The organism is Ferrimonas sp. YFM (assembly GCF_030296015.1).
GTDB lineage: Bacteria > Pseudomonadota > Gammaproteobacteria > Enterobacterales > Shewanellaceae > Ferrimonas.
Genome location: NZ_AP027368.1, coordinates 3,842,070 through 3,865,240, shown reverse-complemented (window position 1 = coordinate 3,865,240; position 23,171 = coordinate 3,842,070). Strand labels below are relative to the sequence as shown.

Annotated in this window: 13 protein-coding genes and 1 riboswitch; of the genes, 4 read left to right on the top strand and 9 right to left on the bottom strand. The window is 61.1% G+C overall.

Features of this window, described 5'->3' with window-relative positions; genetic code table 11:
* Window positions 1-25 precede the first annotated feature (25 nt).
* Together QUE41_RS17785 and gltB are read right to left on the bottom strand one after the other, a co-directional pair.
* Window positions 26-1,441 (bottom strand): glutamate synthase small subunit GltD family protein, encoded by a 1,416-nt coding sequence (locus QUE41_RS17785; RefSeq protein ID WP_286340316.1) that lies wholly within the window; start codon window positions 1,439-1,441, stop codon window positions 26-28.
* A gap of 9 nt (window positions 1,442-1,450) precedes the next feature.
* Entirely contained in the window at window positions 1,451-5,902 is a 4,452-nt protein-coding gene (gene gltB, locus QUE41_RS17780; protein WP_286340315.1) for a glutamate synthase large subunit, read from the bottom strand.
* A 413-nt stretch (window positions 5,903-6,315) separates the two neighbouring features.
* Between gltB and mnmL the strand changes: the two genes are divergently transcribed.
* Window positions 6,316-7,218, top strand: coding sequence for a tRNA modification radical SAM protein MnmL/YtqA (gene mnmL / locus QUE41_RS17775; RefSeq protein WP_286340314.1), 903 nt, complete (start codon window positions 6,316-6,318; stop codon window positions 7,216-7,218).
* A 51-nt stretch (window positions 7,219-7,269) separates the two neighbouring features.
* On the opposite strand, the gene folE2 is transcribed toward mnmL, so the two are convergent.
* Together folE2 and QUE41_RS17765 are read right to left on the bottom strand one after the other, a co-directional pair.
* Window positions 7,270-8,196 (bottom strand): GTP cyclohydrolase FolE2, encoded by a 927-nt coding sequence (gene folE2 / locus QUE41_RS17770; protein WP_286340313.1) that lies wholly within the window; start codon window positions 8,194-8,196, stop codon window positions 7,270-7,272.
* A 184-nt stretch (window positions 8,197-8,380) separates the two neighbouring features.
* Window positions 8,381-11,674: an SPOR domain-containing protein gene (locus QUE41_RS17765; RefSeq protein ID WP_286340312.1), complete on the bottom strand. Its 3,294-nt coding sequence runs from the start codon at window positions 11,672-11,674 to the stop codon at window positions 8,381-8,383.
* 152 nt (window positions 11,675-11,826) lie between these two features.
* Between QUE41_RS17765 and QUE41_RS17760 the strand changes: the two genes are divergently transcribed.
* Window positions 11,827-12,189: an Hpt domain-containing protein gene (locus QUE41_RS17760; protein WP_028110966.1), complete on the top strand. Its 363-nt coding sequence runs from the start codon at window positions 11,827-11,829 to the stop codon at window positions 12,187-12,189.
* Between the two features lie 51 nt (window positions 12,190-12,240).
* Here the strand turns inward: QUE41_RS17760 and arcA are convergent, their stop codons facing one another.
* Entirely contained in the window at window positions 12,241-12,960 is a 720-nt protein-coding gene (arcA, locus tag QUE41_RS17755) for a two-component system response regulator ArcA (RefSeq protein WP_028110965.1), read from the bottom strand.
* A gap of 511 nt (window positions 12,961-13,471) precedes the next feature.
* Window positions 13,472-13,648: riboswitch (Lysine riboswitch) on the top strand.
* 62 nt (window positions 13,649-13,710) lie between these two features.
* Between arcA and lysC the strand changes: the two genes are divergently transcribed.
* The gene (gene lysC / locus QUE41_RS17750; RefSeq protein ID WP_286340311.1) at window positions 13,711-15,081 is read left to right on the top strand and encodes a lysine-sensitive aspartokinase 3; all 1,371 of its coding nucleotides are present in this window, start codon (window positions 13,711-13,713) and stop codon (window positions 15,079-15,081) included.
* A 68-nt stretch (window positions 15,082-15,149) separates the two neighbouring features.
* On the opposite strand, the gene QUE41_RS17745 is transcribed toward lysC, so the two are convergent.
* Complete coding sequence (locus tag QUE41_RS17745; RefSeq protein WP_286340310.1) at window positions 15,150-19,055, bottom strand: S8 family serine peptidase; 3,906 nt, start codon at window positions 19,053-19,055, stop codon at window positions 15,150-15,152.
* Between the two features lie 166 nt (window positions 19,056-19,221).
* Window positions 19,222-19,683, bottom strand: a complete 462-nt coding sequence (gene asnC / locus QUE41_RS17740) for a transcriptional regulator AsnC (RefSeq protein WP_286340309.1) — start codon at window positions 19,681-19,683, stop codon at window positions 19,222-19,224.
* Window positions 19,684-19,836: 153 nt separating this feature from the next.
* On the opposite strand from asnC, the gene asnA reads away from it, so the two are divergent.
* Window positions 19,837-20,814, top strand: coding sequence for an aspartate--ammonia ligase (gene asnA / locus QUE41_RS17735; protein WP_286340308.1), 978 nt, complete (start codon window positions 19,837-19,839; stop codon window positions 20,812-20,814).
* A 53-nt stretch (window positions 20,815-20,867) separates the two neighbouring features.
* On the opposite strand, the gene rluA is transcribed toward asnA, so the two are convergent.
* Window positions 20,868-21,524, bottom strand: coding sequence for a bifunctional tRNA pseudouridine(32) synthase/23S rRNA pseudouridine(746) synthase RluA (rluA, locus tag QUE41_RS17730; RefSeq protein WP_286340307.1), 657 nt, complete (start codon window positions 21,522-21,524; stop codon window positions 20,868-20,870).
* 130 nt (window positions 21,525-21,654) lie between these two features.
* Window positions 21,655-23,103, bottom strand: a complete 1,449-nt coding sequence (locus tag QUE41_RS17725; RefSeq protein ID WP_286340306.1) for a carbon starvation CstA family protein — start codon at window positions 23,101-23,103, stop codon at window positions 21,655-21,657.
* Window positions 23,104-23,171: the final 68 nt, after the last annotated feature.

The window sequence follows — 23,171 nt, the reverse complement described above, 5'->3', positions numbered from 1 at the left end:
CCCTTTGGGGAGTGAACCGGCTGATTTAAGCCTGGTCGTCGAGCATGTCCAGGATGCCGGTGGCACCGTGGCGACCCTCGTCGATGGCGGTCACCACCAGATCGGATCCACGCACCATGTCGCCGCCAGCGAACACCTTGGGGTGACTGGTCTGGAAGGCGTACTTGCCCTGACTTGGGGCACTGACCCGGCCCCAGTCGTCGGTGAGGATACCAAACTCGCCGAACCAGGGTGCGGGGCTGGGCTGGAAGCCGAAGGCGATCAGTACCGCATCGGCTTCGAGGATGTGCTCTGAACCCTCCACCGGCTGCGGACGGCGACGGCCCTGTTCGTCCGGCTCACCGAGCTCGGTGTGGCAGCAGCGCACCCCGGTCACCTTGCCTTCGGCATCGGTTTCGATGGCCAGCGGCATGCGGTTGAACAGGAACTCCACTCCCTCCTCGCGGGCGTTAGTCACCTCACGGCGGGAACCGGGCATGTTGGCCTCATCCCGACGGTAGGCACAGCTGACCTGAGCGGCGCCCTGGCGCACGGCGGTGCGCACACAGTCCATGGCGGTGTCACCGCCCCCGAGGACCACCACCCGCTTGCCTGACAAGTCGACGAAGGGGTGCTCACAGGGGTAGTTTTCTACCTCGCTGGTGTTGGCGATCAGGTAGGGCAGGGCCTGGAATACGCCGTCGGCGTCCTCTCCGGGCAGCCTGGCCTCCATCGCCTTGTAGGTGCCCATGCCCAGATAGACGGCGTCGTACTGGTCCAGCAGATCCTGGAAGGCCAGGTCCTTGCCTATCTCCACGCCGAGGCGGAACTCGATGCCCATCCCCTCCAGCAGGGTGCGGCGGCGGCGCACCACCTCTTTCTCCAGTTTGAAGCTGGGGATGCCGAAGGTGAGCAGGCCGCCAATCTCTGGTTGACGGTCGTAGACCACCGCCTTGATGCCGTTGCGGGCCAGCACATCGGCGCAGGCCAGGCCGGCGGGACCAGCCCCGACGACGGCCACCTTTTCGTGGCGGACTTCCACTTCGGACAGGTCCGGTTTCCAGCCCATGGCGATGGCGGTGTCGGTGATGTACTTCTCCACGTTGCCGATAGTGACGGCGCCGAACTCATCGTTCAGGGTACAGGCGCCTTCACAGAGCCTGTCCTGAGGGCAGACCCGGCCGCACATCTCCGGCAGGGAGTTGGTCTGGTGGGACAGCTCCGCCGCCTCCAGGATCCGTCCCTGCTTGGCCAGCTTCAGCCAGTCGGGGATGTAGTTGTGCACGGGACACTTCCACTCGCAGTAGGGGTTACCGCAATCCAGACAGCGCTCGGACTGCTCGGCAACCTGCTGCTGCTCGAAAGGCCGGTAGATCTCGACAAACTCCTGCTTTCGGGTAGTGAGCGGAGCCTTCTCGGGGTCGTGGCGATCCACCTCAAGAAATTGAAATACGTTGCTCATGTTCACTCCTTAACTTGCCTTGACCTGCAGTTGCTGGCTCTGCTCCAGCGCCATCAATTCGCCCAGTTGGCTCGCCCTGGGTTTGACGATGCGGAACTTGGGCAGCCAGTTGGTGAAATCTTCCAGGATCTCGGCGGCACGCTCGGATCCTGTGGTCTCCAGATGCTCCTCCAGCAGGCGCTTGAGGTGCAGCTGAACCATGGGCTCGACCACGGGCAGGGCTTCCACCAGCTCCTTGTTGAGGCGTCGGTCCAGGTAGTTCTTCTGGTCGAACACGTAGGCGAAGCCGCCGGTCATGCCCGCCCCGAAGTTCACTCCGGTGCGTCCCAGAACCATCACCACACCGCCGGTCATGTATTCACAGGCGTTGTCGCCACAGCCCTCGATCACCGCGACGGCCCCGGAGTTACGCACTCCGAATCGTTCTCCTGCGGTGCCCGCGGCAAACAGCTTGCCGCCGGTGGCGCCATAGAGGCAGGTGTTGCCGATGATGGCGGACTGGTGGCTGCGGTAGGCCACGCCGGGAGGCGGGGTGATCACCAGGCGTCCGCCGGTCATCCCTTTGCCCACATAGTCGTTGGCGTCCCCGGCCAGGGTCAGGTTCATCCCCTCGACGTTCCAGACGCCGAAGCTCTGGCCGGCGGAGCCGTTGAAGCGGATATCCAGAGGCGTTTCTCGCAGCCCCTGATTGCCCCACTTGGCGGCAATGTAACCGGAGAGGGAGGCGCCGACACTGCGATCGGTGTTCTGCAGCGTCAGTTGCCAGCCGGCACTCTGACGGGCGTCTACCGCCTGTTTGGCCAGTTCCAGCAGCTGCTGGTTCTTCAGTCCCTTGTCGTCCGGGTAGTTGCGCTCGGTGCAGAACAGCTCGGTGTCGCTGCCTGCGGGCACGCTGGCCAGCACAGGGGAGAGATCCAGCTTGGCCTGACGAGGGGTCTCCCCGGGCAGCTGAGTCATCAGGTCGGTGCGGCCGATGAGCTGATTGAACTCGGTCACGCCCAGTTTGGCCATGTAGTGGCGCAGATCCTCGGCCACGAAGCGGAAGAAGTTCTCTACCTTCTCCGGGGTGCCGTTGTAGTGGTTGTTGCGCAGATCTTCACGCTGGGTGGCTACGCCGGTGGCGCAGTTGTTCAGGTGACAGATGCGCAGGTATTTACAGCCCAGGGCGATCATCGGCGCGGTACCGAAGCCGAAGCTCTCCGCGCCCAGCAGGGCCGCTTTCACCACATCCAGGCCGGTCTTCAGGCCACCGTCCACCTGCAGGCGCACCTTGTGGCGCAGGCCGTTGGCCACCAGGGCCTGCTGCACTTCCGCCAGGCCCAGCTCCCAGGGGGAGCCGGCGTAGTGGATGGAGGTCAGAGGGCTGGCGCCGGTGCCGCCGTCGTAGCCGGAGACGGTGATCATGTCGGCGTTGGCCTTGGCCACGCCACAGGCGATGGTGCCGATGCCGGGCTCGGACACCAGCTTCACCGAGACTCGGGCCTTGGGGTTAACCTGCTTGAGATCGAAGATCAGCTGAGCCAGATCCTCAATGGAGTAGATGTCATGGTGCGGCGGCGGCGAGATCAGGGTGACGCCGGGGCGCGAGTAACGCAGGGTGGCGATCTCTGTGCTCACCTTCTTACCGGGCAGCTGGCCGCCCTCACCGGGCTTGGCGCCCTGCGCCACCTTGATCTGGATGACGTCGGCGCTCATCAGGTAGGCGGCGGTGACGCCGAAGCGGCCGGAGGCCACCTGCTTGATGCGGCTGTTACCCGGGCTGTTGAAGCGGCGCGGATCCTCGCCCCCTTCGCCGGAGTTGGAGTGGCCGCCGAGGCGGTTCATGGCGATGGCCAGGGCCTCATGGGCTTCCGGAGCCAGGGCGCCGATACTCATGGCGGCGGTGTCGAAGCGCCAGAACAGCTTGTCTGCACCCTCTACCTGATCAAGGGCCATGCCCTGCTCCGGTGGGGTCAGTTTGAGCAGATCCCTCAGGGTGGCCACCGGGCGGGTGTCCACCAGCTCACAGTAGTGGTCGTAGTCTTTCTGGTTGCCACTGGCGACCGCTTTCTGCAGTGCCTGCACCACGTCCGGGTTGAAGCAGTGGTACTCACCGCCATGGACGAACTTCAGCAGGCCACCGTGGCCAAGGGGCTGGCGCGCCTTGAAGGCGGCCTGATGCAGCTGCTTCTGGTCCTGCTCCAGATCCTCGAAGTCGGAACCCTGGATGCGGGCGGTGACGCCGTGGAAACAGAGGTCGATCACCTCGCTGGAGAGGCCCACCGCCTCGAACAGGCGGCTGCAGCGGTAGCTGGCGATGGTGCTGATCCCCATCTTGGAGAGGATCTTCTGCAGGCCCTTGTCGATGCCGGCGCGATAGCCCAGCAGCAGGTCACGCAGCTCCGCTTCATCACCCTGCTGACGGGCCAGGGCGTCGATGGACTCGTAGGCCAGGTAGGGGTAGATGGCGGTGGCGCCAAAGCCAAGCAGTACGGCGAAGTGGTGGGGGTCACGGGCAGAGCCGGTCTCCACCAGGATGTTGGTGTCACAGCGCAGGTTGGTGTCCACCAGGCGCTTTTGTACCGCACCCACCGCCATGGCGGCGGGCACCAGCAGCTTGTCCTTGGACAGCTTGCGGTCGGACAGCACCACCATGGTGGCGCCGTCGCGGGCGGCGGTTTCCGCTTCGGTACACAGACGGCAGATCGCCTGCTTCAGCCCTTCGGACTCGTCGTAGTTCAGGCTCAGGCTGACCGAGCGATAGTGCTCATTGTCCAGGGCCATCAGCTGGGCAAAGTCGGAGTAGAGCAGTACCGGCGAGTCGAAGATCACCCGGTTGGCGTGACCCGTGGTCTCGTTGAACAGGTTCTGTTCCTTGCCGATGCAGGTGGCCAGGCTCATCACGTGCTTCTCACGCAGCGGGTCGATGGCCGGGTTGGTCACCTGGGCAAACTGCTGACGGAAGTAGTCGCAGATGTGGCGCTCCTGCTTGGAGAGCACGGCGATGGGGGTGTCGTCTCCCATGGAGCCGATCGCTTCCTGAGCACCGGAAGCCAGAGGCCAGAGAATCTCCAGCAGCTCTTCACGGGTCAGGTTGAACGCCTTCTGATACTGAGTCAGCTCGGCATTGGAGAGGTCGCCGCACCCTAGGGCGCTGGCGTCCAGCTGCTGAGGCGGGATCAGTCGTTTGGAGTTGATGCGCATCCACTCGGCATAGGGGTGGCGCTGCTTGAGATCCTCATCGATCTCGAACGAGCGCATCAGGCTGCCGGTGAAGGTGTCCAGCACCAGCAGTTCGCCCGGGCCGACCCGGCCCTTCTCTACCACCTCATCGGGCTGGTAGTCCCAGATCCCCACTTCGGAGGCCAGGGTGAGGATGCGATCCTTGGTGATCACATAGCGGGAGGGGCGCAGACCGTTGCGGTCAACGGCACAGGCGGCGTGGCGACCGTTGGTCAGTACCACTCCGGCGGGGCCGTCCCAGGGTTCCATGTGCATGGAGTTGAAGTCGTAGAACGCCTTGAGCTCCTCATCCATCTCCGGATTGGACTGCCAGGCGGGCGGGATCAGCAGACGCATGGCGCGTTTGATGTCCATGCCTCCGGCCAGCAGCAGCTCCAGCATGTTGTCCAGGCTGGAGGAGTCGGAGCCGGTCTCATTGACGAAGGGGGCCGCGTCTTTCAGATCCGGTAACAGTGGCGAATTAAACTTGTACGCCCGGGCGCGGGCCCACTGGCGGTTACCGGCAATGGTGTTGATCTCACCATTGTGGGCCAGGTAGCGGAAGGGCTGGGCCAGGGGCCACCTGGGCTGAGTGTTGGTGGAGAAACGCTGGTGGAACAGGCAGACGGCACTTTCCATCCGCAGGTCCGCCAGATCCGGGAACACATTGGGCAGATCCGCAGGCAGCATCAGCCCCTTATAGACCACCACCTGACCTGAGAGGCTGGCTACGTAGAAATCCGGATCGTCCTGAAGCTGCTTCTCAATGCGGCGGCGGGCCATGTAGAGGCGTCGCTCCAGGTCCCGGGCGCGCCAGCCTGCGGGGGCATTGATGAAGATCTGGGCGAAGGCGGGCACACAGGACGCGGCGATGCTGCCCAGGACAGATTCGTTGACCGGCACCTCACGCCAGCCAAGGACTGACAGGGTCTCTCTGCCCAGCTCCTGCTCAATCAGGGTGCGGGCGTGCTGGGCCCGAACCGGATCCTTGCTCATCATCAGCATGCCTACGGCATACTTGTTGGACAGGCGCCAGCCCTGCTCCTGGGCAAGGTGGCGGAAGAAGCCATCCGGTTTCTTCATCAGCAGTCCGCAGCCGTCGCCGGTCTTACCGTCGGCGCCCACGGCGCCACGGTGTTTCAGGCGATCCAGAGCCTGGATTGCGGTACGGACAATACGGTGACTGGGCTCGCCATCCATGTGGGCAATGAGCCCGAAACCACAATTTTCACGCTCAAAATCAGGCTGGTACAACGACATTCCCTCTCCTCCGCGTCGTGCAAAACTGACTACTACTAACACATAATTATGCAGGTGAACGATTCAAAGTACCTAGGCTGGGTACAAAGGTCAAACGATGCACCATTCTGGTAAGTTGGGCGAGAATGGAAGCATTCACAACCCATATCATCGTCTTATGACCGGTTTACAGAGCAAACATTCTGCTATTTAGGTCAATAAACTGTGCGCTGGCGCAGAAACTCCTTCCCCTAACAGATCCAGATCCCGTTAACCAGCTCAAATGTGGAGACAGATCACGCTGGCGATTGGAAGTCACCTGGAAACAAAGCTGAATAATCATTCGAATTATTGTGCAAAGCTGTGATCCGGATCCTGCGCTGGGCTCGTCCCCATTAGGTACAATGCCCCGTTTTCCCACTTTTGGAGCAGTCATGGGGCTGGATCAGTACGTTCACACTCTGGGTAATCATATGAAGGCCCGCTATGGTCAGAAGATCCATAAGCTGACCATCGATGCTAGTTTCACCTGCCCCAACCGGGACGGCACCCTGGGCCGTGGCGGCTGCACCTTCTGCAATGTGACCTCATTCAGCGCCGAGGCGGGACAGGGCAAGAGTGTGGCGCTGCAACTGGCCGAGGGTAAGGCCCGTCGCGGCGACGCCAAGCGCTACATGGCCTACTTCCAGGCCTATACCTCTACTTATGATGAGTATCAGGTGCTTAAGCGTCGATACGAGGAGGCGCTGGCGGTGTCCGATATCGTTGGCCTCTGTGTCGGGACCCGGCCCGATTGCGTGCCGGACTCGGTGCTGGAGCTGTTGGCCCAGTACCGGGAGCAGGGGATGGAGTTGTGGCTGGAGCTGGGGCTTCAATCCGCCCACGACGATACCCTGAAGCGGATCAACCGGGGACACGGGTTTGATGCCTACCGGGATACGGTGGCGCGGGCCCGGGCCATGGGTCTGCAGGTGTGTACCCACCTTATTATGGGCCTGCCCGGCGAAGGGCCCCAGCATGCCTTCGAGACTCTGGACCGTGTGCTGGAGCTGGGAGTGGATGGACTCAAGCTTCACCCGCTGCACGTGGTGCAGAACAGCACCATGGCCAAGCAGTATGCCGCGGGTCGTCTGCCTTTGATGGACGCCGACACCTACATGGATACCGCCGCCGAGATGATTCGCCGCACCCCGCAATCGGTGGTGTTTCACCGGATCAGTGCCTATGCCCGGCCGCCGGAACTGGTTGCCCCCCAATGGTGCGGGGACAAGTGGCTGGCCCTTAACGGTATCCTGGATCGCCTCAAGCGGGACGGGGGCCAGGGCAGCGCCCTCTGACCGATGTAAAAAAGGCCGCGATTGCGGCCTTTTCTCTTTCGGGCATCAGTCTTAGGGCTGATAACCGTTTTCGACACCCTTGCAGGTGACTGAGACGGCATCGTGGGCGTGCAGACTCTCCAGGTGATTGACGCGCAGCCAGAAATCCTGGAACCGCTGCTCTTCATTGAGGGCGGTCTTCAGACGGCGGGCGGCATCTTCCACAAACATCAGGTTCTGACCGTTGAGGCGGGCGAACTCCTGCTCATCTTCCCGTTTGACTGCGGCCTGAACCGGGGTGGCCAGGGCGCCTTCGATGCGATCCACCAGGTTGACCAGAGGCAGTGCCTCCAGCTTCTCATCCAGCTTGACCCACACCTGAGCCAGGCTGCGCTGGCTGTGAGGGGTGGCCACCACGCCCTGGGTGGTACCCAGCCACTGGTGCACCTCCTCGGCGGTAAGGCTTTGCTGGTCGGCAAACTGGTTGTTGAACGCTTCCTGGATCAACTGACGGGCCAGGGCGGCGGAGCAGGGGCAGGTGGAGGAGTAGGCGACTTCGACGCTCATCTCCAGTGACAGCTTGCCTTGATTCAGGCTGCCCACCAGGGTCACCGGGTAGGCGCGCCAGCCGCTGTTTTCAGACAGCAGAGAGTTGCGACGCAGATGGTAGTCGAAGCTGATCTTCACCTTGGCTCGGTCTGACAGTGCCTCGTGGGAGGAGATGAAATCGTCCAGCAGAGACTTGAGGCTGGCAAGGGTCAGCTCACCGTTGAGAGACAACTGGTCCAGGGCCAGATAGAGGCGCGACATGTGAATCCCCTTGGCCTGGGGATTGGGCAGGTTTACAAAGGCCTCCACCTTTGCGGACACTGAGCAGGACTGGCCATCATCAGCCTTTACCGTCAGTGGAAGTTCGATGTTGCTCATGCCCACCCAATCCAGGGTGCCGCCCACCTGGGCTTTGGCACTGCTCGCTACATCGGGCATTGTTGTCGCCATGGACACAGACTCCGTCAATTATCTAACCCTCAAACTGCTTAAGGGCGGGATTGTAACATGGGGTGCGGCGTTCGCCGCGAAAAACTTTGGTGTACCGCTCGATTGCATCAAGCGGCTTTTTCGACCAAAACCGCCCGGCAGGGCCGGGCGGTCAGAGGGGCAAATCCCTTTCTAGGCAGGCAATTTACCGCAGTGACCCCAGGGATCTCAACCATGGGCTTTGTGGGGCTTTGGCCAGGGCCGTCAGGGCCTCACTGGCCTCGGTACGATCCGTGAAGCTGCCCCACAGCACCTGATACCACCCGTTACTGAAGTGTATGTGGGCATCGCTGCCCAGATTCAAGTCCTGCACCACCTGTCGGGCACTGGCTTCCTGGCGGGTTGCAGCGATCTGCCAGGTCAGGTTGCCTTGGGGCTGCCCTGCCACCCAGTCTGCTTGGTCGTCCAGGGGTTCCATGCCGCTGGCCTGCAGCAGCTGATGCTGAGCCTGCAGTTCTGATACGGAGCGGACCAGAGGCAGATCATTGGCAAAGTCCTTGGGGATATCTCTTAGCCCGTACTGAGCCGAACGCTCGGTGGGAAAGCGGCCGCTGAGCAGCAGATACATGGGTTTGCCGTTACGCAGTACCGTCAGTTGGCTCAGCGACAACGAGGGGTGGCGTTTCTTGAGGCTGGTGAGATCCCAGGAGCGGCGGCTGGCGGCCAGCTGCAGAGTATACTCCTTGGGGTCCATGGCCATTACGCCACTGGGCCGGGGTTTGGGCACCTGTGCCTTGGGAGTGGGGGCCTGGGGCTGAACCGGCGCCTGGCCCAAACGCTTCATCAGGGCGGCCTGCTCAACATACCCCACCTTGATGTCCTGGCGCTGGTGATCCAGGGGCTTGCCGGAGATCGCCACCGGGTAGAGGGGCTCCTCCATCAGCACACCCTGGGCATCCAGGATCGTCGGGTCCGGCTGAAGCAGATAGTAGCCTGGCTTAATGTCGTCGAAGCGGTATTCGCCCCTGGGACCGGTAACCAGGGTGGCCAGGGGCTGGCGATGGAGGTCCTTGAGTACCAGGGGAATGCCGGAGAGCCCTTTGTTGCTGTTGCCCCGCAATACCCGGCCTTCGAGATCGGTCAGTCGCACCAGGGGCAGATCCAGGGCCACCAGCTTGCCGGTGACCGGCATCGCCTGAGCCGGACCATCCCTGAGCACCAGATCTGACGGCATAAACTCAGGCTCCACACTGATGCGGTATAGCTGATTGGAGGGAACCTGGGTCAATTTCACCAGGCCGGTATCATCACTGGGGGAGTGGGGCAGGCCTGGCGCCGTCAACAGAGGCAGGCCTGCCAGGGGGCGGTCGCTGGGGTCGAAGCGTCCATTGTTGTTGATGTCCTCGAACACCCGCACCTGGATGTCGGACAGCTGAGGCCGGTAGTCCACCCCTTTCAGGCGTCCATCCTGATAGTTGAGGGCGACGGCGCTGGTGGCCAGCACCTGCCAGTCACCTCGGGTGTTCACCTCTCCTTCCAGGCCCACAGTCAGCCATTGCCAGGTGAGGGAGAAGCGGTGACCCAGGCCGAAACGACTCTTGCTGTCCAGAGGATCCCGGTAGTAGAGCTGGGTCTGGTTGTTGACGCCGCGCCAGGGACGCCAGCGCATGGTGGTCAGTACCTCCCCGATCCCTTCGCCGGTCTGATAATTCAGATGGCCGCTGAGGTTCCAGTCCCGCATCGGCGTGTCAAACAGCAGTTGTCCGGACAGGCGGCGCGACACGTCATCGAAGCTGGTGTCATAGGCCATATAATGGGTCAGGTTGAGCCCCGCGACCTGGGTACTGAGGCGGTTATTGAACAGGAAGCCGCTGCCCAGCTCCGTGTCCCTGAAGGCGGTGCCGAACTGGTATTGCAGGCCACCGGCCTGGGGCAGGGCCCCTTCGATCTCAAACCGGGTCGCCCGGCGGACCTCCACCAGTTCACCGGGATTGTTGCGACTGGATTGAAACTCACCGAAATCGTTGTGGGTCAGCCTCAGGCTGTGATCTGTGCCAAGCAGGGTCTGCCAGCCCAGGGCGAAGGCACTGTCGCCTTCCGCCTCCATGGCGGCTTCGGCAAACCAGGTGCTGTCGGCGAAGAAGCCGGTGGCCCGGGTGCTGAAGTAGTCCCGATTCTCTATGACGCCGTTCTCGCGAACACTCTGTTGGCTGTACCCCACTCCCAGGGTGAGGTTGTCGGTGAGGCCATAATCCACTCTGGCGTCATAGGCTCGCCGCAGTCCCAGGCTGGCCAGCTCGCTGTCGCTCTTGTGGGTGAACAGGTTGCTGGTCTGGTCTATATAGAAGCCGGAGTAGCTTACTTGGCCGGCCGCCAGGGTGGCACCGCCACTGTGAACCGTGCGTCGCCTCACCAGGTATTCGCCATTGGGACCGAACAGGTGCAGCTCGAACAGGTTGGATCCCTCCACCAGGGGCAGGTTGGTGAACTGGTAGTGGTTGTCCTGATCTGCGGTGGTGACCCGCATCAGGGCGCCATTTCGGTAGAGGTTGACCGACCAGCCTTCGGGGGCGTTGCCCTCGATGACGGTTCGGCCGAACCTGGCCTGGTCGCGCTGCTGGGCGTTGCCAAACACCACCCCCTGGCCCTCTATCTGGCCGTGGATCAGGTTGTCTCCAAAGTAGCGCACATCCCCGACCTGATAGCCGCCCAACTGAAAGGGCATCCACCCGTTCAGATCCCCCAGATCCCGGGAGACCCGCAGACGGAAGCGTTCATCCTCTCCCTGGGTACGGCCGGCGCTGAACTCATAGGAGTGCATGGCCAGGTCACCCTGGGCAAGCAGGTTGAACATGTAGTCTTCGGTGACATAATCTTCACCGGCCAGGTCAGCCTCTCCCTGCAGGTAGACCAGGGGCGGCGTGTAGATCTGGTAGTCGTGGGGGTGCTGAGGATCGAAACTGGTCTGGGTCAGGTCTTTCTGCTCATTGGGGTCGGCGGTGACCTGATTCAGGGTGATCGCCTGATCCACCGCAGGCATGGGGATCACCCCGGATGCGTTGATGGTCTGACGCAGGTTCTGAATGTTGAGGGTCAGAGGCAGCAGTTGCTGAATGAACTCCGGCGTCAGGTAGATATCCAGGTTGTCCCGCCCCCAGATCATCTCTGGGTCCACGGTGATCTGTTTGAGTCCCCGCCTGGCTTTGTCCTGATTGAGGTCCAACATCAGGTTGGCGTTCTCCCCCTGGATCCAGCCCGAGGCCGTCAGCGCCTGGGGATCCACCTTGACGTCGATGCCCAGTGATGCGGCCAGCCCCTGCAGGGGCAACAGCAGCTCTCCTCTGTAGAGGTAGACCGGAAGCTGATCGGTCAGCTGCACCCCTCTGGCGTGCAGGGTGAAGGGCCGAAGATTCTGATTGGGAAGGTCTATCTCTTGGGTGAAGGCGCCAACGCTGTAACAACTCAGCAACCCTGACAGGAATAGGCTAACAACTCGCATCAAACCAACTACGTTCGGTATATAACTGCCGGCGATGATAGCACCATTCATTCAGATTCATGGGTGTAAAACCAATAATTTACAATGGTGAAATTGTCCCTCTGTGATAACCTGTTTCCCTTAGGATGTGATGAGTTAGATGGAGTGTACGCATGACGGACGCAAGTACCGCTTCGCTGGATCTGCAGACCCTGGATGCCTATTGTGCTGCCATTGGCGCGGCGACCCTGCTAAAGAGTGTGGTGGTGTTTGAGCAGATGGCGCCCGAGTATCTGCAAACCATGGCCGCCGCCATGCAGAGCAAGGACAAGCCTCTGTTATGCAGCGAAGCCCATAAATTGAAGGGAGCCGCAGGCTCCGTGGGCCTGAAACGGATTCAGGAGTTGTCTCAGCAACTCCAGTGTGGCGATCTGCCTCAGTGGCAGGAGGGTCATGAGCAGTGGTATCAGCAGATTGAGCGACACCTGGAAGAGGATGTGGCCAGCCTCAAGCAGTACCTGAGCCAACGCAGTTAATCTGAGACACAAAAAAAGCCGCTGGAAAGCGGCTTTTTTTATGGCTGGGCCTTACTGGTTTTCCAGCTGGCCACAGAAGCGGTAACCTTCGCCGTGAATGGTGGCGATGATCTCCGGAGTCTCCGGGTGGCTCTCGAAGTGCTTGCGGATTCGACGGATGGTCACATCCACGGTGCGGTCGTGGGGCTTGAGCTCACGGCCGGTCATCTTCATCAGCAGGTCCGCACGGGAGAGGATCTTGCCTGGGTTCTCAACGAAGTGCAGCATGGCACGGAACTCACTGCGAGGCAGCTTGAAGGGTTCGCCACTGGGGCTGACCAGAGAACGGCTGTTGATCTCCAGGGACCAGCCATTGAACAGGTAGTGCTCCACCTGAGGCTTCTCTTCCGGTGCCTTGCTGGAACTGACGATGCGGTTCAGCAGGTTGCGGGCACGGATGGTCAGCTCCCGAGGGTTGAACGGCTTGGTGATGTAGTCATCGGCACCGATCTCCAGGCCGAGAATCTTATCAACTTCGTTGTCACGACCGGTGAGGAACATCAGGGCGATGTTGTTGTTCTCGCGCAGTTCGCGAGCCAGCAGCAGGCCGTTTTTACCCGGCAGGTTGATGTCCATGATCACCAGGTTAACCTTGTGCGCCTTGAGCACGTCGTGCATCTCGTCGCCATCTACGGCCTCGGATACCAGGTATCCTTCTGCTTCAAAAATACTTTTCAGTGTGTTTCGAGTGACGGCTTCGTCCTCGACAATCAAGATATGTGGATTTTGCATGATCAGCTACCTAAAGCCCATTTTAAACCAACCGTCCTGAACGGAGTCACTCTCCATTCGGGACAAGAATGCCTATGCAAATTCCTTTTCGGCGTGTAATAGCCCGATGCGCCAGCATTGGGGGAGCAGGACGAATTGGGATTCGCTCTGTTCATTTGAAGTTCCCAAAATACCGTATTTTGGCTCAAATGTTATCCGCAAATGTTAACAGAATCCGATTTCTGCCGACCGTGTCACATTTTGTGAAACTCACGGATGATTTTTGTTTCGGTCTGTCAGACCGAACGCCTAAAGGTGTCTGTAATGATAGACGAATTACAGTATTGTGCCCCGGCGGTAACGGCCCGGTGGCGGGGTGGGCCCGTTAAAACTGTGACCCGGCTTCCCGTAACGGGAGCTTAAGGGGTACATTACTTACTCAATCGTTTGACATTAAAACTGCATTAAGGTTTAGTGTCTGCAACCCTTTAGGTTTAGTTTTAACCAGACTCCCTGTCTGCAAGCTGAACCCAGGGCCAGAAGAGGTGCACTGCCCAGGCAGTTCCGGAGAGAGGGTCGGTCCTCTAAGACACGGAATCAGGGGGAGCAGTGCCGAGAGGGGGCCGGCGGCCGATCGCCACCCCTTCGGTCGATGGGGCTGAATCCCCATGACTGTCACCGTAAGATGTGGTGGAGAGCTTCTGGTCGCTTACGCCGTACCCTGCGTGTTGTCGATCCAGACTCTTCGAACAGTGATACAGGTTCGAAGTCATGAATAATCCTATACCTACCTTAACCGTCGCCAAGTTCGGCGGAACCTCAGTGGCCGACCTGACGGCGCTGAACCATTGTGCCGACATCATTCAGTCGGATCCTTCTGTTCGCCTGGTGGTGGTCAGTGCCGCCGCCGGCGTGACCAATCGCCTGGTGGAGCTGGCCTCCGGCAATCTGGACGAGTCCCGCCGACAGCTGTTGCTGAGAGAGGTGGCGGCCATCGAGTACGCCATGCTCGATCGTCTGGAGAATCCCGCCACCATTGCCGCCGAGCTCGATGGCTACCTGACCGAGATGGACCGGCTCTCCAAGGCCCTGAGTGACCAGCCCGGCTGCGCCGAGTCCATGGATAGGCTGCTCTCCATGGGGGAGCGCTGCTCCTCGCTGATGATGACCCAACTGCTCAGTCAGCGTGGGGTGGCTGCCCGCAACTTCGATGCCTGCCAGGTGATGCGCACCGATGACCACTTTGGCCGTGCCACACCGGAGATCGGCGCCATTGGCCGGCTGGCCGCAGAGAAGCTGGCGCCCTTGCTGGCGTCCCAGGTGGTGGTGACCCAGGGGTTCATCGGCAGCGACAGTGCCGGACGGGTGACCACCCTGGGACGGGGTGGATCGGACTTCAGCGCCGCCCTGATGGCGGAAGGGCTGGGGGCACAGACCCTGGCGATCTGGACCGATGTGGACGGCATCTACAGTTGTGACCCCAGAGTGGTGTCGGACGCCCGCCCCATCGAGGAGCTGAGTTTTAATGAGGCGGCAGAGATGGCCACCTTTGGCTCCAAGGTTCTGCACCCGGCCACCATACTGCCGGCGGTGCGCAGCGGCACCTCCGTGTTTGTCGGTTCCACCCGGGCGCCGGAGAACGGCGGTACCTGGATTCGCAATCGCTGCGACAGTAAGCCGGTGTTTCGCGCCCTGAGTCTGCGGCGTCAGCAAACCCTGCTGACCTGCCACAGCCTGAATATGCTCCATGCCCAGGGCTTCCTGGCGGAGCTGTTTGCCATCCTCGCCCGTCACCGCATCTCAGTGGATCTGATCACCACCTCCGAGGTGTCGGTAGCCCTGACTCTGGATCAGACCGGCTCGGATTCCAGCGGTCGTGCACTGATCTCCGACGCCCTGCTGGAGGAGCTCTCTCCCCTGTGTCGGGTGGAGGTGGAGCAGGATCTGGCCCTGGTGGCGGTGATCGGCAATCACATCGCCCATACCGCAGGCATCGGTCTCAAGGTGCTGGAGGCGATGTCAGGCAGCAATGTGCGGATGATTTGCCAGGGCGCCAGTGCCCATAATCTCTGCTTCCTGGTGAAGGGGGAGGAGGGGGAGGCCGTGGTCAGGCGGCTGCACCGGAGTCTGTTGCCAGCCTAAGCGGCAAGCCGGTATGAGGGACAAAAAAAGGGGAGCCAGACGGCTCCCCTTTTCAGTTCAGGTTTGGCTTAGGCCAGCTTACGGCGACGCAGCAGCGCCAGGCCGGAGAGGGCCAGGGCCAGGAAGCCGAAGCTGGAGGAGTCGCTGTCTCCGCCCTGAGCTTTGGTCATGGTGATCACCACTTCGCCCTTGTTGCTTTCAAGCTCACCGTCGCTGGCGACCACGCTGAAGGTGGCTTGCTTGCCGGCGCCGTCGGCGGGCAGGGTGAACTGGACGCGGCCACCGTTGGTGCTGAAGGAGACGGCGTCACCACCGGTCTGTTCAACGCTCCAGCTGAGGCTGTCTCCGTCCACGTCGCTGCTGATGCTGCTCAGTTCCAGGAACAGGTTGGTGCGGGCGGCACCGGAGAGCTCGGTGGTTTCGGCAACCACGGGGGCATCGTTTACCGCGGCAACGTTCAGCATCACCTTGGCTTCACCCGCAGGCAGGTCACCATCGGTCAGGGTGTAGCTGAAGCTGTCACTGCCGTTGAAGTCCTTGTTGGGGGTGTAGGTGAAGGTGCCGTCGTCCGCCAGGGTCAGGGTGCCGTTGGCTGGCTCAGACTTGATGGCTGGCGTCAGGTCACCGGTGCTCTCAACGCTGAACTGGCGTACGGCCATCTGCTCAATGCCACCGGCAGCGGCGGTCAGCTCAACCACCTTGGTGGCGCTGTCGCTGTCGTTGTCGGTCACGGTGAACTCCATGGCGGCGTCTTCGGTGACGGCGATGCTGTCATCGGCCGCGGCGCCAGTCTCATCCAGCATCAGGTCGAAGCTGAAATCGATGTTGCCACCGGCCAGGCCGGATACACCGTACAGATCGTCGGCTGCAGGGGTGGTGCCAGCACCATCGAAGTGCAGGTTCACACCGGCAGAAGCGTTGCTGTTCTCGGCGCCGATGGTCAGATCCGCAGGCAGGCTGTCCACCTTGAGGTACTGATACAGAACCGCTTCGTCTTCGGTCAGGCTGATCCACACCTGGAAGGTGTAGCTGTTGTCGGAGCTGTCGCCGTACACCTTGGCGTCGGCCCACTCAACCACCAGCCAGTCGGGGCCGGAGGCACCAACGATGCTCCAGTAGACGTTACCGCCACCGGCGGTGTCGGCATCGCCACCCTTAAGATCCAGATCGGTCCAGAAGGGCGCCAGGATGTTGTTCGGTTGGTTGGCGTCGGGCAACTGGCGGTTCAGCCAGGTGCCTGAGGTGTTGCCACCGCCTACCAGCACGATGCCGTTGGTGGACACGGTCACATAGTCGTACTCCTGACCCAGGTACTTGAACTTCAGGTCAGCGACCGACAGATCCAGGTTGAAGGCGGACTCGTCACAGCTGCCGGAACAGGCGGCCGGGCGGCCTGCGGCGCTGGGGCTGTAGGCCAGGCCGCCGTCGATCTTATTGATCAGCACCTGAGGCTTGCCCAGGTTACCGGCCCAGGTGATGGTGCCGTTGTCTTCGTCCACGTTGTAGCTGGTGGTGGCGGCGCGGGCGCCGTCCAGCTTGGCGGAATCTTCCACCATAGAGGTGCCCTGAGGCAGCTTGGCGGTGATGGTTACCAGCTGGTCTTCACTGAAGTCGGCGTTTTCGAAGTGGGTATCGATGCTCACCGACTGATCCGAGGTGGTGCCTTCGGCGGTCACCGCAATGTTGCTGCCGGTGGCGTCCATGTTCTGGATCACCAGAGGCAGGTGGGCCTGATCGTCGTTGATGCGTACTTGGCCAAACAGCCAGTCGCCCTGCTGGGCCAGGCTGCCGTCGACGGTGAAGCCAATCTTGGCACTGCCACCTCCGGCCAGGGTGATGGCGTCTACGTCGAAGTCGATGTCGGCGCCGCTCAGAGAGCCACTGAGGTAGTAGGTCTTCTCGTCGCTGCCCGCATCGCGCTTGTCATAGATGTGAAACTCAAACTCACACTCCTTCACACAGGCGGCGTCCACCAGAGAGGGTTTGGAGAAGGTGATCTCGGCCTGGATGGCATCGGCTACTTCCAGACGACCGGCACCGGCGTCGAAGGCGTCAGCGGTGGTCACGGCATCATCTTTGCGCAGGCCGGAATCCTTGGTGGAGGAGGTCAGGGCGGTCTTGATGTCTACTGCGGACCAGTCCGGGTGAGCCTGTTTCATCAGGGCGGCGGCGCCGGCCACATGGGGGCTGGCCATGGAGGTACCACTGATGGCGGCGAAGGTGGCACCGTCGCTGCCCGGATCATCAGGAGACCAGGCGGAGAGGATGTCGGTGCCCGGGGCAGCCAGATCCGGCTTGAGGATGCTGGAGTCGCCGTTGGGGCCTCGGGATGAGGTGCCGGACTGGATGTCGGCGTAGTCGGGGTTAACCAGAGCCTGGGTGGCCTGGCCAACGGTCAGGTTGATGGCGCTGTCGCCGGCGCCTTCGATGGCGGCGACCACGGCGGTGCCGTCGGCCTGATCAATCATCACCGCGGGGATGGTGCCATCGTCCATGGACATGGTGATGGGCTGTCCGGCGCGGTTGTTGTAGACCACAAGGCCAATGGCGCCGGCTTCGGCTGCGTTGTTGGCCTTGTCGCTGAAGGCGCAACTGCCGCGGCTGATGACGGCGATGGAGTCTTTGAATGCGTCGGCTTCGAAGGGCGCGCACCCTTCGAAGTTGTCTGCGTCTACATGGAGCGCGGCCTTGGCGGGACCGGTCAGGTCACCGTCCAGATCTGCCAGGCGAGCCTCGCCGGTGCCTTCTACGGAAACCGCATCGCTGACGGAGCCAATGGATACCGGCTTGGCGAAGAAGCGGCCGTGGGTAAAGTTGGCCACGGACAGGCCGGACTCGATGCAGGAGGGGCAGCCGATGGACTGAGCGCCCTGGGTGCCGCTGTTACCCGCTGAGGTGGAGACCAGGATGCCGGCGGCTTCCGCGGCTTCAAACGCTTCCACGTAGGGGCTGAAGGCCGGGTTGGAGCCGGCACCGCCGCCCCAGGAGTTGTTGATGACGTCGGCGCCATCTTTCACGGCCATCTCCAGGGCTTCCAGCAACATGATGTTGGAACCCGAACCGCCGTGGATGTCATCGGCGGGGGCAAACAGCGCCTTGTATACCATCAGGTAGGCGCCTGGGGCCACACCGGAGATCTCGGTGTCGACACCGGAATAGGTGGCGCTGATGACGTTACCCACTGCGGTACCCGCAACGTGGGTGCCGTGGCCGCCATAGCCCAGAGGGCTCATGTGCTCGTCGGGAGCCACATCGAAAGTGGGGGTGGAATAGCGGGCAACAATCAGTTTGTTGTTGCAGAAATCCTCGGCGGTGGCGCAGTAGTCGTCCTCGGGACGGTCCCACTCCAGCTCATCGAAGTTGGCGCCGGAGAACATCGGGTGTTCCGGGCGGATACCGGAGTCGATGATGGCGACCTTGATTCCCTTACCGGCTTCGGATACGCCGCCCATCAGTTCCCAGGCTTGTGGGGCATGGATCAGGGCGCGGGAGGTATCCATCTGGGTGGTGTAGATGGCGTGGTCATAGACGGCCGCCACTCCGGGCATCGCCAGCAGCTTTTCCTTGGTCAGGCCCTGACCGGAGACACTGACGCCGTTGAACAGGGTATCAAACTGACGCTCTACCTTGGCGCCCATGCTGGCGGCCTGCTGAGCAAAGCTTTGACGCTTCTGCTTCAGGTAGCTGGCGTAGTCCTGCACCTTGGGGCTGGACAGGTTCAGCTTGTTGCGCTTGTCGCGGATGGAGTCGGTGGCGACGAAACCGGCCACGCCGCCTGAGTAGGTGGCGATGGGGGCATCGGTCAATTTTACCAGGAAGCGGGGCTGCTGTTCCTGGTTGTAGTTGCGTTGTGCTGGTGCATAAAAATTCTCAATCGGAGCTTCGAGAGCAATCCCTTGATCTCTTAAGTCCGAGGCGAGAGCTGACCCTGAGGCCAGCAGGGCGCCCACTGCGATCGCAATACGAGTTTTCATTCTTGTTGATTCCCTGATTTTATTAGAGTTGGCTACTTAACTTCCTAAAGCCTTTCGTCTTTTTTGACGAATCCTACTTTCTATCAGGAGTCACTGGTGATTGCGAACGACCTCGTCAGAGAAATCTGCTGCGATTTCTTTCTGGATTAGAATGTTAGTGTTGTGTTTATGGGGTTATCTGGCGGTGAATGGGCTGCTGAAGGGAAAGCAGAGTCTCAGTTGACTGAATTTGCTCAATGCTTTGAATTTTATGCACTAATAGCTCGTGGAGTGCGTCAATGTTGTGGGTCAGGATCTTGGTGAAGATGCTGTAGTGACCCGTGGTGTAGTAGGCTTCCACCACCTGGGGCAGGGCCAGCAATTTCTCCAATACCGCCGGATAATCCCCCGCGGCTTTGAGGTTGATGCCGATAAAGCAGCATACCTGATACCCCAACTTCTTAGGGTCCACCATCACCTGGGCGGAGGTGATGATCCCCGCCTGCTTCATCTTCTCGACCCGCACATGCACGGTTCCCGGACTGACGCCATTGCGCTTGGCCAGTTCCGCATAGGGGGTACGGGCATCCTCTTGCAGGGCACACAGGATGGATCTGTCCAGATTATCGATTCGATACTCTTCGTTCATTTTTTTGCCTCTGAATTAGCGAATTCTCAATATATCCGCAATTAATTGATGAATCAAAGTGCGATCAAGTTTATTTGTTGTTGAATATTGAATTATTGGGCGGGTCTGGTGAAAAATCCTCTCCCAGATAAGCCAGAGATTGAGGATCGGACAATGAAACACAGCTACATCCAGACCCAGCAACAGATCGCCTTTGTCAAAGAGACCTTTGGTCAGCAGCTGAGTCGTCGCCTCAATCTGCTGGAGGTGCAGGCGCCCCTGTTGTCCGAAGTGGGCAGCGGTCTGCAGGATGGACTGTCCGGCCATGAAAAAGCGGTACAGGTTCAGGTGAAAGCAATGCCGGAGCGCGGCTTTGAAGTGGTGCACTCCCTGGCAAAATGGAAGCGTGCCACCCTGGGGCGCTATGGTTTCGGCGCCGGCGAAGGGGTGGTGGCCCAGATGAAGGCGCTGCGCCCCGATGAAGACAGCCTGGGACCCAAGCATTCGGTCTATGTGGATCAGTGGGACTGGGAGCAAGTGCTGGGGGGCGGGGAGCGCACCCTCGAGGGGTTGGCCGTGCGGGTGGAAGCGATCTACCAGGCGTTGCGCGACACCGAGGCAGCGGTGGCCGCGCGCTTCGGTTTGCCCGTCATCCTGCCTGAAACCATCAGCTTTGTTCACGCCGAAGCGCTGCGCAGCCGTTACCCGGATCTCTGTGCCAAGGATCGGGAGAAGCAGATCTGTCGTGAGAAGGGGGCGGTGTTTTTGATCGGCATTGGCGCCGAGCTGGGCGATGGTCAGGCCCATGACTGCCGTGCCCCGGATTACGATGACTGGAGCAGCGAGTCCGAATTGGGCAAGGGCCTCAACGGCGACATCCTGGTGTGGAACCCGGTGCTGGAGGACGCCTTCGAACTCTCCTCCATGGGGATCCGGGTGGATGCCGAAGCCCTGGCCAGGCAGATGCAGCTGGCGGATAAGGCTCAGGAGCTGCAGCAGCCCTGGCACCAGGCTCTGCTGGCGGGTGAACTGCCTCAGACCATAGGCGGCGGCATCGGCCAGTCGCGGCTGACCATGTTCCTGCTGGGGATGAGTCACATCGGTCAGGTGCAGTGCGGTGTGTGGCAGGAGGCCTGCCCCAGCCGTCTGTAACCTTCGGTAGACAAAGCAAAAGGGGCCATGATGGCCCCTTTTTTTGTCTGGGCTCAGTCGAAGGGCAGGGGGGCCTCGAACGTCATGGTGGTCTTGCTGTAGGGGTGACTGATGACCAGGCGGCTGGCGTGCAGTTGCAGCCGCTCTGCGGCCTGCAGGGCATCGCCCTCTGCGTAGAAGCGATCGCCACAGATGGGGTGACCCAGGGCCAGCATATGCACCCTGAGCTGATGAGAGCGGCCGGTAATGGGGGTCAGCTCCACCAGGGCGCTGTTATCTCCCTGCTCGACCACCTTGTACAAAGTCTGGGAGGCTTTGCCCTGTTGATGACACACCATCTGTTTCGGGCGGTTGGGCCAGTCGCAGATCAGCGGCAGATCCACCTCTCCCTGGGCGGGCGGAGTGCCCCACACCCGGGCGTGGTAGGTTTTGCTGGTCTCCCTGTCGCGGAACTGGCGCTTCAGCTCCCGCTCGGACTCTTTGTTGAGGGCAAACACCATGACACCCGAGGTATCCATGTCCAGGCGGTGTACCACCTGAGCGTCCGGGTGTTGGCTCAGCACCCGGGCATAGCTGGAGTCATGGTGAGCCGGATCCCGGCCCGGCACCGAAAGCAGGCCGCTGGGCTTATCCACCACCAGGATGTCTCTGTCCTGATGAAGGATGACCAGAAAGGGGTCTGTGGGCGGGTGATAAGCCATGGGTGTCATACTGCTGCTCTCATACTGCTGTTATTAGGCCGCGGTGTCCGGGCGCTCACCTTACTGCCAGTTTGGCAGTGATGCAAGCCCATAAAAAAAGGGCCCCGAGGGACCCTTGAACTTAGAATCGGCGTGTGTCTCAGGCAGATTCCAGAGACTCGATGTCGGCAGGCAGAGGCTTCTTGCCAATGACGCCAACCACCAGGCCAGCAATCACCAGGGCCAGCACAACACCTGCGGCGGTGGAGACGGTCATGGAGAGACCGAAGCCCAGGGTGGGGTTGTTCAGGATGAAGGTGATCACCACGGTAGTCATAAAGGTGGCCGGTACGGTGCAGATCCAGTGCAGGCGGTTGGCTCGGGCCAGGTAGGCCGCCGCGGTCCACAGCATGATGACGGCGGTAGACTGGTTGGCGAAGCCGAAGTAGCGCCAGATTACACCGAAGTCGACCTGAGTCAGGATGGCGCCGATGGCGAACAGGGGCACAGCGATCATCAGACGCTTGGGCAGTTGCTTCTGTGGCAGCTTGATGAACTCAGCCAGAATCAGACGGGCGGAGCGGAACGCGGTGTCACCGGAGGTGATGGGCAGTACCACCACACCCAGGATAGCCAGCACACCACCCAGGGCACCCAGCAGACCGGTAGAGGCCTCGAATACCACGTTGGAGGGACCACCGTTGGCCAGGGCTGCCTGCAGGCCTTCCACACCGTGGAAGAAGGACAGGGCCAGGGCACACCAGATCAGGGCGATGATACCTTCACCGATCATGGCTCCGTAGAACACGAAGCGACCGTTCTTCTCATTCTCCATGCAGCGAGCCATCAGAGGAGACTGAGTGGCGTGGAAGCCGGAGATGGCGCCACAGGCGATGGTGATGAACAGGGCAGGCCAGATGGGCTTGTCCGCTGGGTTCAAGTTGGTCAGCAGGTCGCCGGCGGTCACGCCAGGCAGCATGGAGTAGTCGGCGGACACCATGATGGCAACAGTCAGGCCAACGGACATGAACAGCAGCAGGGCACCGAAGAAGGGGTAGAGGCGACCGATGATCTTGTCAACGGGAACCAGGGTGGCGATCAGGTAGTAGCCGAAGATGATGGCCAGCAGCAGGGTCTTGTCCCAGCCACTCAGCTTCACCAGCAGGCCGGCAGGGGCGGAAACAAACACCACGCCCACCAGCACCAGCAGCACCAGGGCGAAGACGTTCATGAAGTGCTTGGCGTTCTTACCCAGGTAGCGACCGGCCAGATTGGGCACGGAGGCGCCGCCGTTACGCACGGACAGCATGCCGGAGAAGTAGTCGTGCACCGCACCGGCGAAGATACAGCCGATGACGATCCACACCATGGCCGCCGGGCCGTACATGGCACCGAGAATCGGGCCGAAGATGGGGCCAACACCGGCGATGTTCAGCAACTGAACCAGGTAGACCTTGCGCTTGGACATGGGAACATAGTCCACGCCATCGGTCAGGGTGTGGGCAGGAGTGGTGCGCTCGGGCTTAATGCCGAACACCTTTTCGACGAATGCGCCGTAGATAAAGTAGCCGCCTATGAGCAGGCCAACAGCTAGTAGGAACCAAGTCATTTTTTCATCCCCTCTTTTTGAGTGGTTCCATTTTACTGAACTGAATTTCTAGTCGGTGAGAGGATTGG

What these genes read in the sequence shown, in the direction of transcription:
- QUE41_RS17785 (WP_286340316.1), bottom strand. Translation starts at nt 1,441, where the DNA reads ATGAGCAACGTATTTCAATTTCTTGAGGTGGATCGCCACGACCCCGAG.
- gltB (WP_286340315.1), bottom strand. Translation starts at nt 5,902, where the DNA reads ATGTCGTTGTACCAGCCTGATTTTGAGCGTGAAAATTGTGGTTTCGGG.
- mnmL (WP_286340314.1), top strand. Translation starts at nt 6,316, where the DNA reads ATGGGGCTGGATCAGTACGTTCACACTCTGGGTAATCATATGAAGGCC.
- folE2 (WP_286340313.1), bottom strand. Translation starts at nt 8,196, where the DNA reads ATGGCGACAACAATGCCCGATGTAGCGAGCAGTGCCAAAGCCCAGGTG.
- QUE41_RS17765 (WP_286340312.1), bottom strand. Translation starts at nt 11,674, where the DNA reads ATGCGAGTTGTTAGCCTATTCCTGTCAGGGTTGCTGAGTTGTTACAGC.
- QUE41_RS17760 (WP_028110966.1), top strand. Translation starts at nt 11,827, where the DNA reads ATGACGGACGCAAGTACCGCTTCGCTGGATCTGCAGACCCTGGATGCC.
- arcA (WP_028110965.1), bottom strand. Translation starts at nt 12,960, where the DNA reads ATGCAAAATCCACATATCTTGATTGTCGAGGACGAAGCCGTCACTCGA.
- lysC (WP_286340311.1), top strand. Translation starts at nt 13,711, where the DNA reads ATGAATAATCCTATACCTACCTTAACCGTCGCCAAGTTCGGCGGAACC.
- QUE41_RS17745 (WP_286340310.1), bottom strand. Translation starts at nt 19,055, where the DNA reads ATGAAAACTCGTATTGCGATCGCAGTGGGCGCCCTGCTGGCCTCAGGG.
- asnC (WP_286340309.1), bottom strand. Translation starts at nt 19,683, where the DNA reads ATGAACGAAGAGTATCGAATCGATAATCTGGACAGATCCATCCTGTGT.
- asnA (WP_286340308.1), top strand. Translation starts at nt 19,837, where the DNA reads ATGAAACACAGCTACATCCAGACCCAGCAACAGATCGCCTTTGTCAAA.
- rluA (WP_286340307.1), bottom strand. Translation starts at nt 21,524, where the DNA reads ATGACACCCATGGCTTATCACCCGCCCACAGACCCCTTTCTGGTCATC.
- QUE41_RS17725 (WP_286340306.1), bottom strand. Translation starts at nt 23,103, where the DNA reads ATGACTTGGTTCCTACTAGCTGTTGGCCTGCTCATAGGCGGCTACTTT.